At 68.5% G+C, this 15,338-nt stretch carries 18 protein-coding genes; 11 read left to right on the top strand and 7 right to left on the bottom strand.

Annotation, left to right across the window (positions count from 1 at the left end):
- The first annotated feature begins 29 nt into the window (after positions 1–29).
- Entirely contained in the window at positions 30–674 is a 645-nt protein-coding gene (locus tag AB0P21_RS31200; protein WP_363701083.1) for an SRPBCC domain-containing protein, read from the top strand.
- A 36-nt stretch (positions 675–710) separates the two neighbouring features.
- Positions 711–1,202, top strand: a complete 492-nt coding sequence (locus tag AB0P21_RS31195) for an SRPBCC family protein (RefSeq protein ID WP_363701081.1) — start codon at positions 711–713, stop codon at positions 1,200–1,202.
- Between the two features lie 6 nt (positions 1,203–1,208).
- Here the strand turns inward: AB0P21_RS31195 and AB0P21_RS31190 are convergent, their stop codons facing one another.
- Positions 1,209–2,180 carry a zinc-binding alcohol dehydrogenase family protein gene (locus AB0P21_RS31190; protein ID WP_363701273.1) on the bottom strand — a complete coding sequence of 324 codons (972 nt, stop codon included), beginning with the start codon at positions 2,178–2,180 and terminating at the stop codon, positions 1,209–1,211.
- 13 nt (positions 2,181–2,193) lie between these two features.
- Positions 2,194–2,613, bottom strand: coding sequence for a helix-turn-helix domain-containing protein (locus tag AB0P21_RS31185; protein ID WP_363701080.1), 420 nt, complete (start codon positions 2,611–2,613; stop codon positions 2,194–2,196).
- A gap of 96 nt (positions 2,614–2,709) precedes the next feature.
- On the opposite strand from AB0P21_RS31185, the gene AB0P21_RS31180 reads away from it, so the two are divergent.
- Complete coding sequence (locus AB0P21_RS31180) at positions 2,710–3,639, top strand: SDR family NAD(P)-dependent oxidoreductase (RefSeq protein WP_363701078.1); 930 nt, start codon at positions 2,710–2,712, stop codon at positions 3,637–3,639.
- Here AB0P21_RS31180 and AB0P21_RS31175 read toward each other — a convergent pair.
- On the bottom strand, positions 3,636–4,337 hold the full coding sequence (locus tag AB0P21_RS31175; protein ID WP_363701076.1) for a DUF998 domain-containing protein: 702 nt from the start codon (positions 4,335–4,337) through the stop codon (positions 3,636–3,638). The two genes, AB0P21_RS31180 and AB0P21_RS31175, sit on opposite strands and share 4 nt — an antisense overlap.
- Positions 4,338–4,391: 54 nt before the next feature.
- Between AB0P21_RS31175 and AB0P21_RS31170 the strand changes: the two genes are divergently transcribed.
- On the top strand, positions 4,392–5,039 hold the full coding sequence (locus AB0P21_RS31170) for a TetR/AcrR family transcriptional regulator (RefSeq protein ID WP_363701074.1): 648 nt from the start codon (positions 4,392–4,394) through the stop codon (positions 5,037–5,039).
- Here the strand turns inward: AB0P21_RS31170 and AB0P21_RS31165 are convergent.
- Entirely contained in the window at positions 5,014–5,499 is a 486-nt protein-coding gene (locus tag AB0P21_RS31165) for a hypothetical protein (RefSeq protein WP_363701072.1), read from the bottom strand. The genes AB0P21_RS31170 and AB0P21_RS31165 overlap by 26 nt on opposite strands.
- Positions 5,500–5,864: 365 nt before the next feature.
- On the opposite strand from AB0P21_RS31165, the gene AB0P21_RS31160 reads away from it, so the two are divergent.
- The 4 genes from AB0P21_RS31160 (at position 5,865) to AB0P21_RS31145 (ending at position 8,950) form a co-directional block, all read left to right on the top strand.
- Positions 5,865–6,266 carry a helix-turn-helix domain-containing protein gene (locus tag AB0P21_RS31160; protein WP_363701070.1) on the top strand — a complete coding sequence of 134 codons (402 nt, stop codon included), beginning with the start codon at positions 5,865–5,867 and terminating at the stop codon, positions 6,264–6,266.
- Between the two features lie 107 nt (positions 6,267–6,373).
- Complete coding sequence (locus AB0P21_RS31155; RefSeq protein WP_363701068.1) at positions 6,374–7,252, top strand: glycerophosphodiester phosphodiesterase family protein; 879 nt, start codon at positions 6,374–6,376, stop codon at positions 7,250–7,252.
- Positions 7,253–7,521: 269 nt separating this feature from the next.
- The gene (locus AB0P21_RS31150) at positions 7,522–7,938 is read left to right on the top strand and encodes an ATP-binding protein (protein ID WP_363701066.1); all 417 of its coding nucleotides are present in this window, start codon (positions 7,522–7,524) and stop codon (positions 7,936–7,938) included.
- Positions 7,939–7,981: 43 nt separating this feature from the next.
- Positions 7,982–8,950, top strand: coding sequence for a DUF5926 family protein (locus AB0P21_RS31145; RefSeq protein ID WP_363701064.1), 969 nt, complete (start codon positions 7,982–7,984; stop codon positions 8,948–8,950).
- A 228-nt stretch (positions 8,951–9,178) separates the two neighbouring features.
- On the opposite strand, the gene AB0P21_RS31140 is transcribed toward AB0P21_RS31145, so the two are convergent.
- On the bottom strand, positions 9,179–10,378 hold the full coding sequence (locus tag AB0P21_RS31140) for an arginine deiminase (RefSeq protein WP_363701062.1): 1,200 nt from the start codon (positions 10,376–10,378) through the stop codon (positions 9,179–9,181).
- 216 nt (positions 10,379–10,594) lie between these two features.
- Here AB0P21_RS31140 and AB0P21_RS31135 point away from each other — a divergent pair, with 216 nt between their 5' ends.
- Genes AB0P21_RS31135 through AB0P21_RS31125 form a run of 3 tightly spaced genes read left to right on the top strand, consistent with a single transcriptional unit; the run spans position 10,595 to position 13,242 of the window.
- Positions 10,595–11,350 carry a glycosyltransferase gene (locus AB0P21_RS31135; protein WP_363701060.1) on the top strand — a complete coding sequence of 252 codons (756 nt, stop codon included), beginning with the start codon at positions 10,595–10,597 and terminating at the stop codon, positions 11,348–11,350.
- Positions 11,347–12,915 carry a DUF2029 domain-containing protein gene (locus tag AB0P21_RS31130; protein ID WP_363701058.1) on the top strand — a complete coding sequence of 523 codons (1,569 nt, stop codon included), beginning with the start codon at positions 11,347–11,349 and terminating at the stop codon, positions 12,913–12,915. The genes AB0P21_RS31135 and AB0P21_RS31130 overlap by 4 nt, the downstream gene beginning before the upstream one ends.
- Before the next feature lie 9 nt (positions 12,916–12,924).
- Entirely contained in the window at positions 12,925–13,242 is a 318-nt protein-coding gene (locus AB0P21_RS31125) for a cupin domain-containing protein (RefSeq protein ID WP_363701056.1), read from the top strand.
- Between the two features lie 37 nt (positions 13,243–13,279).
- On the opposite strand, the gene larC is transcribed toward AB0P21_RS31125, so the two are convergent.
- Both larC and larB read right to left on the bottom strand, forming a co-directional pair.
- Positions 13,280–14,554 carry a nickel pincer cofactor biosynthesis protein LarC gene (larC, locus tag AB0P21_RS31120; RefSeq protein ID WP_363701054.1) on the bottom strand — a complete coding sequence of 425 codons (1,275 nt, stop codon included), beginning with the start codon at positions 14,552–14,554 and terminating at the stop codon, positions 13,280–13,282.
- Positions 14,551–15,279 carry a nickel pincer cofactor biosynthesis protein LarB gene (gene larB / locus AB0P21_RS31115; RefSeq protein WP_363701053.1) on the bottom strand — a complete coding sequence of 243 codons (729 nt, stop codon included), beginning with the start codon at positions 15,277–15,279 and terminating at the stop codon, positions 14,551–14,553. Before larB ends, larC begins: the two co-directional genes overlap by 4 nt.
- Positions 15,280–15,338 lie beyond the last annotated feature (59 nt).

The raw sequence follows: 15,338 nt of genomic DNA, 5'->3' as shown, positions 1-15,338 counted from the left end.
CGTCGATGGATCAGCGAAGGGGACCTGACATGAAAGACGTACTGGATGAACTGGCCGCCGCGCGCCGGGTGATGGGCAAGGGCAATGTGCCTGCCGGTGAGGCGTACACCATCGAGGTGCGGCGGCGGTACGACGCTCAGGTCGACGACGTCTGGGACGCGCTGACCAGCCCGGAGCGGTTGCAGCGCTGGTTGAAGCCGGTCACCGGGGATCTGCGGCTGGGCGGGAAGTACGCGTTGGACAGCGGTGAGTGCGGCGAGATCCTCCGCTGCGAGCCGCCGCGGCTGCTGAAGGTGTCCTGGCTTTACGGGCCGGACGCCTACGCTTGGTCCGGCACGAGTGAGGTGGAGGTGCGGCTGGCCCCGGGGCCGGACGACGACACCGAGTTCGAGTTGATTCATGCGGCGATCGTCGGGGAGCCGCTCTTCCCGACGTACGGGCCTGGGGCCGGCGGCGTTGGCTGGGACCTGGCTCTCCTCGCCCTGGCCCGGCTGTTGGCCGATGGTGACACCACCGACCACGAGGGGATCGAGAAATCCCCTGAAGGACGCGAGTTCATCCGGCGCAGTGCCGCGGCTTGGGGGCAGGCTCACCTGGCCGGTGGTGGCGAGCCGGAGTTTGTCGCGGCTGCGGTTGAGGCGACCACCAAGTTCTACGCACCCGACCCGGCCTGACCGCACCTTGTCCTAGACCTAGAAGGAATCCGCGTCTTGAAGTACACGAATTCGATCGAGATCGCCCTGCCGCTGGAGAAGACGGTCCAGTTGCTCTCCGACCCGGCACAGCTGCCGATGTGGCTGCGCGGCCTGGTGCTGCACGAGCCGGTGAGTGGGGTCCACGGGGAGGTCGGTACCAAGTCCCGGGTCGTGCTGCAGTCCGGGAAGCGAGAGATGGAGCTCGCCGAAACGATCACCCGCCGGGAGCCGGCGGACCTGCACGGAATCCCTCAGGGGACCGTCGTGCGCTTCGAGCGCGAGATCGTCGGCGGGGGCATGTGGAGCGCCGCCCGCGATCGGCTGACCGAGGCTGGTCCGGAGACGACGCTCTGGGAGAGCGAGAGCGAGTACCGGTTCAGTGGTCTGCTGATGCGGCTGGTGGGGCTTGTGATGCCGAGCGCCTTCCATAAGCAGTCGCAGCAGCACCTGGAGGACTTCAAGGCGTTTGCCGAACAGGGGAAGGATGTCCGCGAAGAGGCGAAGTGATGGGAACTAGCTGATGCGGACCACGAGTTTCCCGACCGCGGCGCCGTCCTCCATGATCCGGTGAGCAAGCGCGATCTCGTCCAGAGCGAAGACCCGGTCGATCCGGATCGGGAGTTTGCCGGAGGCAACTAAGTCGACATAGCGCTGGAACGCCTCGGCGGGGAGGTCGCTGCTTTCGCCGCTGTAGGCGGTGAGGCGGACGCCGTTGGGCAGGTAGCCAATCGGGTAGAAGTCCGGGATCGTCCAGGCGTCGCTGAGCATGCCGGTGAAGCAAACAGTCCCCTGTACTGCGGTGGCTCTCAGAGTGTCGGGCAAGACATTGGTGCCGACCAGCTCCAGCGCTGCGTTGACACCCGAAGGCAAGATCTCGCGTACCTGCGCCGCGATGTTGCCGTCGTCAACCAAGGGGTGATCGACACCGAGCTCGCGCAGGAGATCGAGACGCTTCGGGTTGCGAGTGGTGGAGAAGACCGTCAAGCCTTGCTCCTTCGCCAGGACCGCAGCGGCGACCCCGACGGACGACGTACCGCCGCGGACCAGGATCGATTGTCCTGCCTGGATTCCCAGGCCGGTGTGCAGTGAGCCGTGAGCGGTCTGGAGCATCTCCGGCAAGGCGCCGAGCGTCGCCCAGTCGAGCGAGGTCGTCACCGGGGTGACCGAAGCAGCCGGTACTACGACGTACTCCGCGTAGCCGCCGTCGTAGCTGCGGCCCATCCCGCCCATCATCGCGACGATCTGCTGCCCGGGCTCGAACTCGCCGCCCGGTGCGAGGTCGATCGTGCCGGTCGCCTCGATGCCGGGGATGATCGGGAACGTCGCGCCGGTCGCCAGGCCAGCGCGGAGGTGGTACTCGGAGCGGTTCAGGCCGAACGCCTCGACCTTGATCCGGACCCAGCCCTCGCGTGGTTCGGGCCGGTCGACGGTGCTGACCGTCAGCGACTCCGGCGGGCCGGGCTTCTCCAGGACAACTGCTCGCATCTGTGTCACCGGATCAGTGTGACTCAGCAGCGCCTGGAAGACCTCGGAAGGATTCGGGGTGGGACTGGTTTCGGTTCTCGCGGATGGTGCCGTAGTTCGCCGATGCCCAGCGGATCAGTGGTACGGCGGAGTCGAGAAGGGTTTCGCCCAGCGGGGTCAGCGCGTACTCCACCCGAGGCGGTACTTCGGCGTACGCGGTACGGGAGATCAGGCCGTCCTGGGTCAGCTGGCTGAGCGTCAGGGTCAGCATCCGCTGCGAGATGCCTTCGACGAGTTCGTGCAGGTGGGAGTAGCGCTTCGCGCCGTCGTGCAGGTTGGCGACCACGAGCAGGCTCCACTTGTCGCCGATGCGATCCAGGACCTGGCGAACGAAGTCACCGTGCTCGGCCGGTAGCCGCCCGCACGCCTCACGCGCCGCTGGCTCTGTCGTCACTACGCACTTCCCGTTCCTTACGGACATCCATGTGCATTTTGTAAGGCTTCCGATTCCTACTCATCATGGCACCGGCAACGAGAAGACAGGAGCAAGATGACACCGGACGACACCCGAACCATTGTCCTGACCGGCGTCTCGCGCGGGATCGGGCTGAGTGCCGCCGAGTTGCTGGTCCGCCGCAGGCCTCAGGACCAGTACGTCGTACTGGCTCGCAAAGGCGCCGCCGCCTGCGCCGCGTCGCTGTCCAAGGCGGTCGACGGAAGCCGCGTGGTCGGTGTCGACTGCGACCTGAGCTCGCTGCAGCAGGTCAGGGATGCCGCCGGATGGATCGGTGCCGAGCTGGACGCAGGCCGGTTGGCGCCGCTCGGTGGCCTGCTGGGCAACGCCGGCGTGGTTCTTCCGACGACCAGCACAGCCACCGTGGAAGGTCACGAGACGATCTTCGGCGTCAATGTGCTCGCGCACTATCTGCTGGTCCGGCTCCTCCTGCACCACTTCGTCGCGCCGGCCTGGATCGTGCTCACCACGAGCGACACGCATTTCGGGCAGTTCCGCTACACGCTGGGCGCCGTACCGAAGCCGCGCTGGGAGTCCCCGAAGAGCTTGGCGACTCCGCGCCCGGGCGGCTTTGCGGACGGCTCTCGAGCTTATGCAACGAGCAAGCTCGGCACCATCTACCTCGTCCATGCCCTGGCCCGTCGAGTGCCGGCCGGAGTCGTCGCGTTCTCCTACAACCCGGGTCTTGTCGGTGGTACCGAACTGTTCCGTGGTGCGCCGGCCTTCATGAAAGCGGTGCTGCGCGTGTACTACTCGTCGCAGCTCGCCGTCGGCCGCGGCACGAGCACCCAGAAAGCAGGCGAGCGGCTGGCGACCACCCTGCTGGCAGATTGGTCCGGCGACAGCGGCTCGTACCTCGACCGCGGGCGCGAGACGCCTTCGTCACCAGAGTCCTACGACCTCGTCCGCGAGGAAGAACTGTGGACCGAAGCCGCCCGGCTCGCGGGGCTGGAGGAGACGACTTAGGACCAGGCGACTGCCTGTTGGGCCGGGGAGCGGCGAGTGGTCCAGACGAGGATCGCGCCGACCGTGAGTTCCCAGACCAGGATCGCGTAGAGCGCGCCGCGTTCGAGGGCGCCCTCACCGAGGATGCTGATGCTGGTGTTGGCCTTGTCGATCGAGAGCAGCGCGAGCGAGGTCAGCCCGAACAGGCCCAGCGCGATGCTGGTGGCACGGGCCACCAGTGGCGCACCGAAGCGGCGGGCGGCGATACCCGTCACGATGAGCAGGGCGTTGCCCGAGGCTGCGAGTAGTCCGCCGCCCAGGAAGTGGAGCGCGACGGTTCCGTCGGCCTCTGCCTGCTCGGAGCCGTGGAAGATCGCGATCGTCACGAAGCCGATGGCGAACACGGTCGCGAGCGCGAGGAGGACCCGGCGCCCCCATCCGTCGCGCAGTGCCGGGAACAAGGTGGCGGTGGCGGCGAGTACCAGGAGGCCCTGGGCGATGAAGCCGAGGTTCATCAGCCACGCGAGCGGGGAGTCGATCGCCCGGCCCTCGAACTGGCCGACCTCCGGCACGCCCAGGTCGCTGACGTAGTTCGTCGCGTAGCTGTAGCCGGGGAACGCGGATGCGACGGCGGCCTCGATGGCGAACAGGAGGACGCCTGCGGCGAGGTACAGCCCGCCGGCGATCGCAGTACGGCGGGAGCTGAGCAGGTTGGTCATGTGACCATAATAGTCATAAGATGATCAAAATGGTTCGCTCACTATGCTGACGGCATGATCCACCGCCCGACGAGTGCCGAGATCGACGACGCCATGCTGGATGCGGCGGCCGCGCTGTTCGCTCGACGGGGCGTCAAGGACACGGCCGTTCAGGCGGTCGCTGACGAGGTCGGCTACTCGAAGGCGGCCGTTCTGCAGCGTTTCGGCAGCAAGGCGCACCTGCTCGAGCGGGTGATCGCCCGCTGCGTCTCACTCGCCGAATCGGTGCTCGCGTCGGTCGCCGACCTGCCCGCGGGGCCGGCCCGCGACGCGCGCGCCATCGCTGTTCTCACCGACGTCGCCCTGGCGAACCCGGGATTCGTGGCGATGCTGATCGGCGCGGCCACCAATCAGCGCGGGACCGAGCTCGCCGACGGCATGGAGGCTGCCGGACTCACAACGCTGCGGGCCTTCGGGATCGACGGCTGGGACGCGTCCGCCGACGGTGCTGTCCGGGCGGTCCGCGTGGCGGGCTGCCTGGGTGCGGTGACGGTGCTGTCCGTCGTCCACGAGCCGTATCTCTCGAGCGACGACGCCCGGCCGCAGATCATCGCTGCCGCCTACGCGACCCTCCATGGCGCCGGTCCGCCGCCGGGCCTGGACGGCCCGGCGGCGACTGCGTACCGGAGTTCAGCGACTAAAGGTGCGTCTTCCGTAGGGTGATCTGGCCCTCCCAATGCACCACACCTGTCACGGCGCTTCCACCGTGCCCTCCACCGAGGCAGTCGTGGCCGCCGCCTCCGGTCGCCCCGGTGTACCGGCCGGTGCTTCCCGGCAGCACCGACCACTGTCCGTTCACGATCTCGGTGCCGCCGGGCGGAATCGATCCCTCGCTACGGACCTTGATGGTGCCGTCCTTGCACTTCCAGTCGACGATCAGCAACGAGTGGATTCCGCCGTTGGGCTCCTGCGTGACTGTTCCGGTCCCGGTCTGACGGCAGGTGCCTGCGAACTTCGAGTCGATCGTGCCGCTGACGTTGGTCGGATCCTGGACCTGATCGGCGGTGCCGACGAAAGCGACCTGGTAGGTCTTCGTGGTGGTCTGTGCCGACGCGGGTCCGGGTTGCAGCCCCAGCAGTGCCACCGCAGCGGTCGCGCCGACCGCGAACACCCTGAATTTCATTGTCCTATTCCGAGTCATTCTTTCTCCTAGGGTTGATATGCGGTGGCTTACTGCTGCAAGGCGCCGCCATTCCATGATGCCCAGCGGAAAAGGGCCCTGCAAAAGGCACATGAATGTTCGTGGTAAAGCGGGAGTCGTCGAGGAGGCTCGTCCGCCCTTCACTGCAAGGAGTCTGCGCCGGTCGGTCCCCAGCCGGGCAGCTTGGTGGACAGGCGTCCGGGATCGTTGACCTGACGCACATCAATGTGCGTTGCGCACCTCGGTGTTCGCGACCGTCGTCACCTGAATTCGCGCTCTCGGCCGTACCTCGCGGTGGTAGCGTCGAACCTGAAGGAATTCCGCGGCACCAGCTGAGGAGAATGCAGATGGAGCTCGATTTCAGCCGGGCCGTTCCGGGCGCAGGTGACTGCGGGCAGCTGCCGGTGGAGCACGGGGACTTCGTCCGTCAGGTTCTCGACCGGATCGGCGACAAATGGTCCTTGCTGGTGGTCGCGCACCTGCACGACGGCCCACGGCGCTACTCCTACCTGCACCAGGCCGTCGCCGGCATCTCGCAACGGATGCTCACGCTGGCCCTGCGTCAGCTGGCCGAGGACGGGCTGGTCGGCCGCACCGCGTACCCCGAGGTCCCGCCGCGGGTCGAGTACTCGTTGACCCCGCTCGGTCGGAGCTTCCTGACCGTGGCGACCCCGTTGGTGCACTGGGCTTCTGTTCACTACACCGAGATCCGGGAGCATCGCGAGCTGGTCCTCGCCGAAGCCCACTGAACCGGCAAACAGACTGGCCTGGGCCAGATCCGCCCAGGTAAGAGCCTTGCGGCAGGTCGGCGAGCCTGCGTGAGTTATTCACAACGCGGCGTGCCAGAGTTGTCTCCATGGCGAAACGCCCCAGCGTGGTGGCCCATCGTGGCGCCAGCGAAGTCAGTCCCGAGCACACGTTGGCGGCGTACCGCCGAGCCGTCGAGGCCGGCGCGGACGGGCTGGAGTGTGACATCCGGCTGACCGCGGACGGGCACCTGGTCTGCGTCCACGACCGGCGGATCGACCGCACCTCCAACGGCCGCGGGGTGCTGTCCACGATGAGCCTGGAGGAGCTGGACGGCTTCGACTGGGGCTCCTGGAAGAACCCGTGGTCGGAGCTCGACGACGAGGCCGAGCTGCCCGACCCGGACCTGACCAAGGTGCTCACGCTGGAACGCCTGCTGGAGACCGTCCGGGAAGCCGGCCGGCCGCTGGAGCTGGCGATCGAGACCAAACACCCCACCCGGTACGCCGGGCTGGTGGAGCGGCGGCTGATCGAGATGCTCGACCGCTTCGGCTGGGCGCACCCCCGGATCGGCTCCGAGTCGCCGGTGCGGGTGATGAGCTTCTCCTGGCTCTCCCTGCGCCGGATGCGCGTCCTGGCGCCCGGTCTGCGCACCGTGCTGCTGATGGACCGGGTCCCGCTCCGGTTTCGCGACGGCTCGCTGCCGACCGGTGTCTCGTACGCCGGTCCGAGTCTGGAGATCGTCACCGCGCACCCGGAGTACGTCGACCGGGCTCACAAGCACGGCCACCAGGTGCACGTCTGGACGGTGAACACCGAGCAGGACGTCAGACACTGCGAGAGCATCGGCGTGGACGCCCTGATCAGCGACCGTCCCGAGCTGGCGATCCAGACCCTCGCCACGCCGCCGACCTCGCCCGCGCTCCCGGTTCAGCCGCAGCGCCGCAAGCTGCACCTCCCGCTGCGCCGGTCCCAGCGCCACGACTAACGGCCCTGACCATTTCCGCGCTCATTCGAGCGGACCAGGTCCGTCCCCGGTTGCGGAGAGTTCGTGAACTGCGTCTCACTTTCGCCGTTCTGCGTGACGAACCGAATGCAATGGGTAATTTGCACGTTCAATTCTGTCGATTTCGTCTCGATTCCTCAGCTAAACGTGTGATCTTCGGCGTCGCTATGTAACGGAATACCTGCAGGGGTTTTCGCGGCCTGGATCGGGGGCAGAAGTGGGAGTGTTGTACCGACCTGAGGAGACCCTGCTTGTCCTCTGCGACCTTGCCTGCCGACGTCACTGTCGTTGACGTCGTTCTGCCGCATGAAGCGTCCGCCGTGGCGGACGCACGCCGACGTCTGGCCGGATACCTCAAGCGTCACCGGATCGCCGTCCGCGCCAGCGAGGACGCGCAACTGGTTCTGTCGGAGCTCCTCTCCAACGCGATTCGCTATGCGCCGGCCCTGCCCGGCGGCGAGGTGCGGGTCGCCTGGTGGATCGACAAGGCCGGCATCCACCTCGAGGTCGTCGACGGCCTCGGCGACACAGAGCCGCTGCGGATCACCGACGCCCACCCCGAATCGATCGGCGGCCGCGGTCTGGCGATCGTCGACATGCTCACCGCCGACTGGGGAGTCCGTACCGCGAACGACCGCCGGACCGTCTACGCCGTCGTGCACCGCTGACGCGAGTTGGTGACCGGCAGCCGGGTACTGCCAGACTGCGGGTATGGGAAAGAAGTCGCGCAACCGCGCCAACACCACCACGACCGTCACGCTGGATCCGGCCGACCTGGTCGACGTCGGCCCGCGCGAGCCCTGCCCGTGCGGATCCGGGAAGCGGTTCAAGCAGTGCCACGGCCGTGAGCAGGCGCAGGCGGCCGACAGCTTCGTGGTCCGCCCGTTCGAGGGCCTGCCGTCCGAGTGCGACCTGATCGCCTTCCGCGAGATCGTCCCGGCCGGTACCGCGGAGCTGACGCTGGCCGGCGAGCACAAGGGCAAGACCGTCAATGTGGTCACCCTGCTGCCGATGGCGATGCCGGGCCTCGTCCGCGACGACGAGACGATCTGGATCGGCCTGCAGACGCACGCCTCCTCCGGTGACCCGAGCCGCGATGTCGCGCACGCCATCACTGCGGCCCTCAAGACCGAGCCGGGCAACCCGATCCAGGTCGGCGACCTGCTCAAGGACGGCCCGCGCCTGCAGGACCTGATCGACACCTCCAAGCCGATCACCGTGAAGGTGCACGACGGCTTCGACTACTGGGTCGGCGAGAACGTCGACGACCCGACCGGCGAGGTGGCGGCCGGCCTGGAGCGCGCGAACGCGGCGGCTGCTCCGACCGTCCGGCTGGAGTCCGTCGACGCGGCGTACTGGACGCAGATCGGCGACCGTCGCTACCTGCGCTGGGTGCTGCCGCACGCCGAGGACACGGTGCTCGACGCCCTGGCCCGGCTGCACGCCGCCGGTTCGTCCGCGCTGACCGACGGAAGCCGCCTGATCGGCTCCTTCCGCGCGCTCGGTGTGCTCGCGCCGGTGTGGGAGCTGCCGGCCGACACCGAGGCCGCTGACCTGGAGAAGCCGGCGGCCGAGTTCGCTGTCGCTCTGGAGAAGGCGCTCGCCACCGAGGCGCCGCTGAGCACCGAAGAGCGCGCTGCCCGTGCGGGTCTGGCCAGCCGTCAGCTGACCATCCGCTAGTCGCTCGACCCGACACGAAGGCCCCCGCACTCGACGAGTGCGGGGGCCTTTCACGTGGACGGCCCAAGTCCTGCTGACGGGGGAGCAACAGGGCCTGGGCCTAGGCATGAAGAGTACTCATATCGGGCCCTGGCGACAACCCCCGATTTCACTCCGCGTGTCGCCGCAGATAGTTGCCTTGTCAGTCAGGTCGCTGGATGCGGCATCGCTGCCACATCCAGCGCTCGACTAGGCGGTCGTCAGCGGGTCCCGGAGTACCGGGCAGGACATGCAGCGAGGACCGCCACGACCGGAGCCGAGCTCGGAACCCGAGATCCGGATGACCTCGATCCCCGACTCCTCCAGCCGTTGGTTGGTCTCCTCGGTCCGCTCGTAGGCGATGCAGACCCGCGGTGCCAGCGCGAGGGTGTTGTTGCCGTCGTCCCATTGCTCGCGCTCGGCGGTGACCGGGTCCAGACCGGTGTCGATCCGCCGCAGGGTGTCGATCCCGAGCGCCTTGGCCGCGGCGACCAGGAACGGCTCGGACTCCGCGACGTGCAGCTCGTCGCCCTCGGCCGTGACGGCCAGTGCGCGCATCTCCTCGGCCATGTTCGGATACATCAGTACTGCGTCGACATCGACCATCGTGCAGACCGTGTCGAGGTGCATCGTCGCCCGCTGCTGCGCGATCGGCACAGCGAGAACGGTGTGCGCCAGGCCCTTCGTGAACACCCGCCGGGCCAGCCGCTCGACGCCGGCCGGAGTGGTCCGCTCGCCGACCCCCACCGCCAGTACGCCGGGGCCGAGGGCAAGCACGTCACCACCCTCGACGTGCTCCAGGCTGTGGTCGTAGACCTTCGGCGCTCCCGCGAAGCGCGGGTGGTACGTGTAGATCAGCTCGGTCAGCTGCGACTCGCGGACCCGGGCCGGCATCGCCAGCGAGGTGACGGCGACGTGATCGCGGATCCACAGACTCGAGTCCCGGGTGAAGAGCAGGTTCGGCAGCGGGTCGATCAGGAAGTCCTCGTGCGCGAGCAGTGACGTGACCAGCCCACCGGCCCGTACTTCGTCGTTGCGCACGCCGGCCATCAGAGCCTCGGCGAGCTGCTCCGGGTCGAGTGCGGTCAGCGCGGTCTGCAGGTACTCACGCAGGCTGTCGCCGAGACGAAGGTCCTCGGTCGCGCCGCTGACGGCCTCGGCCCGAGCCGCCGGGTCGGCAAGTGCCTGGGCGAGCAGTTCGTGCAGGTAGAGCACCTCGACGTTGCGGTCCCGGAGCACCTGCGCGAACGCGTCGTGCTCCTCCTGCGCGCGGCCGACCCACGGCAGCCCGTCGAAGAGCAGCTTGTCGTTGTTGCGCGGAGTGAGTCGGCGGAGCTCGTTGCCTGGCCGGTGAAGCATCACCGTCCGCAGCGGTCCGACCTCGCTGTCGACGCCATACGCCTGGGTCATCTGCCTGCCCTCTCGTCCGGATCCGGTCCCCACCAAGCTACGGCAGCCCCGCCGCAGACGCCGGGATTCGCCGTGATTCTGTCTGATTGTCCGACAATCTTGCCGGATCTCCAAGTCGGTCGTGAGGAGGACCGGCTCGATCGAAAGAACGAGATATCCACAGAGCCCGGGGACGGAGGCGGGGGATCGGCCGCCGAACAACTAGGCTGCGGTGCTGTGTCCGGTACTGATCTGCCTTCCGTCGAGCCCGTCCAGGGCGCCGTCGCGTGCGTGATCCCGGCCAAGGACGAGGCCGAGCGGATCACCGCGACGATCGACGCGGTGCGCAAGATCGCCGGTGTCGACCTGGTCGTGGTCGTCGACGACGGCTCGACCGACGGCACCGCGGAGGTCGCTGAGCGCGCCGGGGCGGTGGTTGTCCGGCACCCGCGCAACCGCGGCAAGGCGGCGGCGATGGAGACCGGAGCAGCGGCCGTGGCAGAGCGCGACGGCGCGCAGTTGCGCCATCTGTTGTTCCTCGATGCCGACCTGGCTGACTCCGCTGCCGGTGCCGAGCCGCTGATCGAGCCGGTGCTCGCGGGGCGCGCCGACATGACCATCGGGACGCTGCCGGCCCAGGTTCGGCCGGACGGCAGCAAGGCCGGCGGCCACGGATTCGTCGTACGGCTGGCGCGGTCCGGGATCGAGCAGGCCACCGGCTGGGCGCCGGAGCAGCCGTTGTCGGGTCAGCGCTGTCTGACCAGGGTCGCCTTCGAGGCCGCGCTGCCGCTGGCCCGAGGCTTCGGCGTCGAGGCCGCGTTGAGCATCGATCTCGGGCGCAAGGGTTTTCGCATCATCGAGGTGCCGATCGACGTCCGGCACCGCGCGACCGGCACCGACTGGCGTGGCCAACTGCACCGCGGCCGCCAGTTCCTGCACGTACGCCGTGCGCTCGCCGCGCGCAGCGCGCTCCCCAACCGGTCGAGCCGATGAGCACCGACAAAGCTGAAGAGGTCGCGGTCACCTCGCCGACGGCAGATCGCGACGGCAAGCGGGCGGTCGCGCTCTACCTGGCGTCGACAACGCTGATGGTCGCGGCGGGTCTGCTCGGCCCGTCGGTGGTGGTCCTGACTCTCACCAACCGGCACACCTGGCTGCCGTCGTACTGGGTGAACGCGAAGCCGAACGACTGGCTCGTGACGATGATGATCTACGTCGCGATCCTGGTCGGTGGGTACGGCGTCTTCCTGGCGGCCAAGGCGATCAAGAACGGCTGGGCCCCACGGGTCAACCGATTAGTTGCCTTAGGCATCGGCACGACGGCCGCCGTCACGCTGGTGCCGCCGATGGCGTCCGGCGACGTGCTGATCTACGCGGCGTACGGGCGGATCATGTCGCTCGGCGGCAACCCGTACACGACCGCTCCGGCGGACACCATCCGGCTCGGGTACGACCCGGTGATCGCTGCGACCGAGCGGCCGTGGCAGGGCGCGAAGAGCGTCTACGGCCCGATCGCGACCTGGATCCAGTGGTTCTCGTCCTGGGTCGGCGGCGACTCGATGCAGCTGACCGTCTGGATGCTGCAGCTGTCCGTCGCGGTCAGCCTGATCGTCTCCGGGCTGCTGCTGATGAAGCTGGTCGGCTCCGACCTGGTCGCCAAGCGCCGGGTCGCGATGCTCGCCCTGGGCAACCCGCTGCTGTTGTGGACCGTGCTGGCCGGCGCGCACAACGACGCGATCGCGGTGATGTTCGCGATCATCGCGCTGGTGCTGTTCCGGCGGCATCTGTTCTGGGCCGGCATCGTGCTCGGGATCGCCGGCTGCACCAAGCTCTCGATTGGCCTGGTCGGTGTGGCGATGCTCTGGTCGCTGCGTGCCGACCGGCGCAAGGCGCTCATCTTCTGCGGCGGCGCCGCAGTCTCGATGGCCGGCCTGTACGCCGTGGTCGGTCTCGAGGCGCTCCAGCAAGCCCGCTCGAACAGCTCGTTCATCTCCACCGGCACGCCGCACAAGGTGCTGCTCAGCTTCTTCACCCTGTTCCTGCCGAACGGCCTGGTCCGCACGGTGCTCGCGATCGCGGCCTGGGTCGGCCTGATCGTGGTCGCGATCCTGCTGTCCCAGGTGTTCCCGAAGTCGCTGGTCCCGAAGACGCATCCGGAGGACCACGCCCCCGAGGCGATCCGCTACACCGCGATCTACGGGATCGCCTGGATCGTCACCGCGATGTACTCGCTGCCCTGGTACGACGTGATCGCCTGGGTCGCGCTGGCGGCAGTGGCCGCGTCGAAGGTGGACAAGTGGATGGTCATCCGGACCACCATGATCGCGATCGCCTATGTGCCCGGCCGGGATCCCAACGCCCGGCAGGTCGCGCCGTTCCTGTCGGACTCGCTGGAGTGGTTCAGCACCCGGCTGCGGGACACCATCTGCCCGGCGGTCGAGCTCGCCGTGCTGATCGGCCTGATCGTCTGGGCCCGCCGCGGTGGCGCCCAGTGGTGGCCGTACGACTGGCCGAAACGCAAGACCCAGCCAGAGACTTCGAAGGTCGAGAGCAACTAGTCTCTGCGGATGCAGAAGCTGGTGGGGGCGGGCGAATTTCAGCGGGTCGAGCCGAATCATTTCGCGGAGCAGCTGAGGACCGAGTCGTTGTCGGTGGGGACGTACTCGATCCCTGCGGGTGGCGTCGACGATCAGGCGCCGCATCACGAGGACGAGATCTACGTGGTGACCGCCGGGCGGGCCACGATCGTGACGCCGAGCGGCGCCGAGCCGGTGGGGCCGGGGGACGTGCTGTTCGTGGCGGCGGAGGAAGAGCACCGCTTCACCGACGTCACCGAGGACCTCGCGCTGCTGGTGTTCTTCGCTCCGCCGTACTCCGGGCGCTGACGGAGCCGCTGACCGAGGCCCCGAACCGAGGCGCTGACTAGCTCCAGAGGTCGTGGCCGGCCGCGATCGCCTTGGCGAGCACGGTCTTGATCGGCTTCTTCAGCACCGCGGCGGCCGCCGCGACGTCGTCGTACTCCGGCTGCACGTTGACCACCTGACCGCCGTACCGGGCGATCTTGACGTGGATCCGCTGGCCGTCGACCTCGACGCTGGCGAACTCGCGATCGGCCGCGTGCTTGCGCACCTGCGACTCGCGCAGCCCGATCGCCGACGTCTCGGACAGGATCACCGAGCGGACCTCCTCGGCGTTCGCGCCGCCGACCAGCACCGACAGGGTGTGTGCCGGACGGCCCTTCTTCATCAGGATCGGGGTCAGCCAGGCGTCGGCCGCGCCGGCCTCCATCAGCCGCGCCAGCACCTGCGGCCAGATCCGCGGGTCGAGGTCGTCGACGTTGGTCTCGTAGACCAACTCGGTGGCCGGGCGGTCGAGTGCGTCGCCGACGATCACGCGGACGATGTTCGGCACCTCGACCGGGTCGCGGCCGCCGGCGCCGACACCGGTCTGCTGGATCCGCATCGGCGGCAGCAGCCCGAAGTCGTCAGCCAGCGAGGCGAGCAGCGCCGCGCCGGTCGGCGTCGTCATCTCGTACGGCGCGGTGCCGCCGACCACGGGCGCGTCGGCTTCGGACAGCAACGCGAGTACTGCAGGCCCCGGCACCGGGATGCCGCCGTGTTGGCCGCGCACCTGGCGGCCGCCGCCGAGCGCGATCGTTGAAACGATGATGCGATCAAGCTCCAACGCGACCGACGCGGCGGCGACCCCCACGATGTCGGCGATGGCGTCGAGCGCCCCGACCTCGTGGAAATGCACCTCGTCGGGCTCGACGCCATGAGCCTGTCCCTCGGCGCGCGCCAGGCGAGCGAAGGTGTCGAGTGCTCGGTCGCGCACCGCATCAGCCAGCCCAGCAGCCTCGATCAGCCGCCGAACCTCAGCCCAAGTCCGCGTATGCCCACCAACTTCAGCATCTTCATGCCCATGTCCGTGCCCGACATCATCATGTCCATGACCATGTCCGTGGCCGACCTCGGCATCCGGAAAGTTCTCAGGGTGGAGCTCACCAGCGACTCGAACTGAAGCTTTGGTAGCAGCGATCTGGTGCCGGCTAGTCCGCTCGACAGTGACCGACAGCGAGGCATCCACCGCAGCAACCGCCGCGTTGACCACCTCCAAATCAGCCCCGGCCGACAAGAACGCGCCGAGCAGCATGTCACCGGAGGCACCGGCCGCGCAGTCGATCCAGGCGACTCTCACTGCGACTTCACCTCCGCCGGCGCCGCGCGTCGCGCCACCCGGGCCGCGAACACCCCGGCTCCGAACCCGTTGTCGATGTTCACCACGGTCACCCCGGGCGCGCAGGAGTTGAGCATCGCCAGCAGCGCGGCCACCCCGCCGAACGAAGCGCCGTACCCGACAGAAGTCGGTACTGCGACCAGCGGCACCCCGACGAGCCCGCCCACCACGCTCGGCAACGCGCCTTCCATCCCGGCGACCACGATCAGGCAGTCGACGGCAGCGAGCCGCTCCCGCACGCTCATGATCCGGTGCAGCCCGGCCACGCCGACATCGGTGATGAAGTCGACGTTCGCCCCGAACACACCCACAGTGGTGGCAGCCTCCGCCGCGACCGGGGCGTCCGACGTACCGGCTGCTACAACCGCCACTGTCCCCCGCAGTACGGGAGCGGACCCGAGGGTCGCAGTACGGCCGACTGGGTCGACTACGGCGTCCGGCAGCGCGGCAGTGACGGCAGCCTGCGCCTCCTCACTCAGGCGGGTCGCCAGTACGGCGTTGCCCGGGTGGGTCTCGTGCAGCGTCTTGAGGAGCTCCACGACCTGCTCCGGCGTCTTGCCGGCGCCGTAGACCACCTCCGCGTCACCTGTGCGCTCCAGGCGATCCGTGTCGAGGCGGGCGTAACCGAGGTCGTGTACTCCGGGCAGGGGGCCGCCGCCGGGGCTTGAGTCAGGCAAATGAGTCACCCCGCGAATCTACGTGGCCCAGCAGCAAACGCCCGATTCGGCCCTGGGCCGACACTCAG

It is taken from the genome of Kribbella sp. NPDC056861, from assembly GCF_040687575.1.
Taxonomy (GTDB): Bacteria; Actinomycetota; Actinomycetes; order Propionibacteriales; family Kribbellaceae; genus Kribbella.
This window is presented reverse-complemented; position numbering and strand designations above follow the sequence as displayed.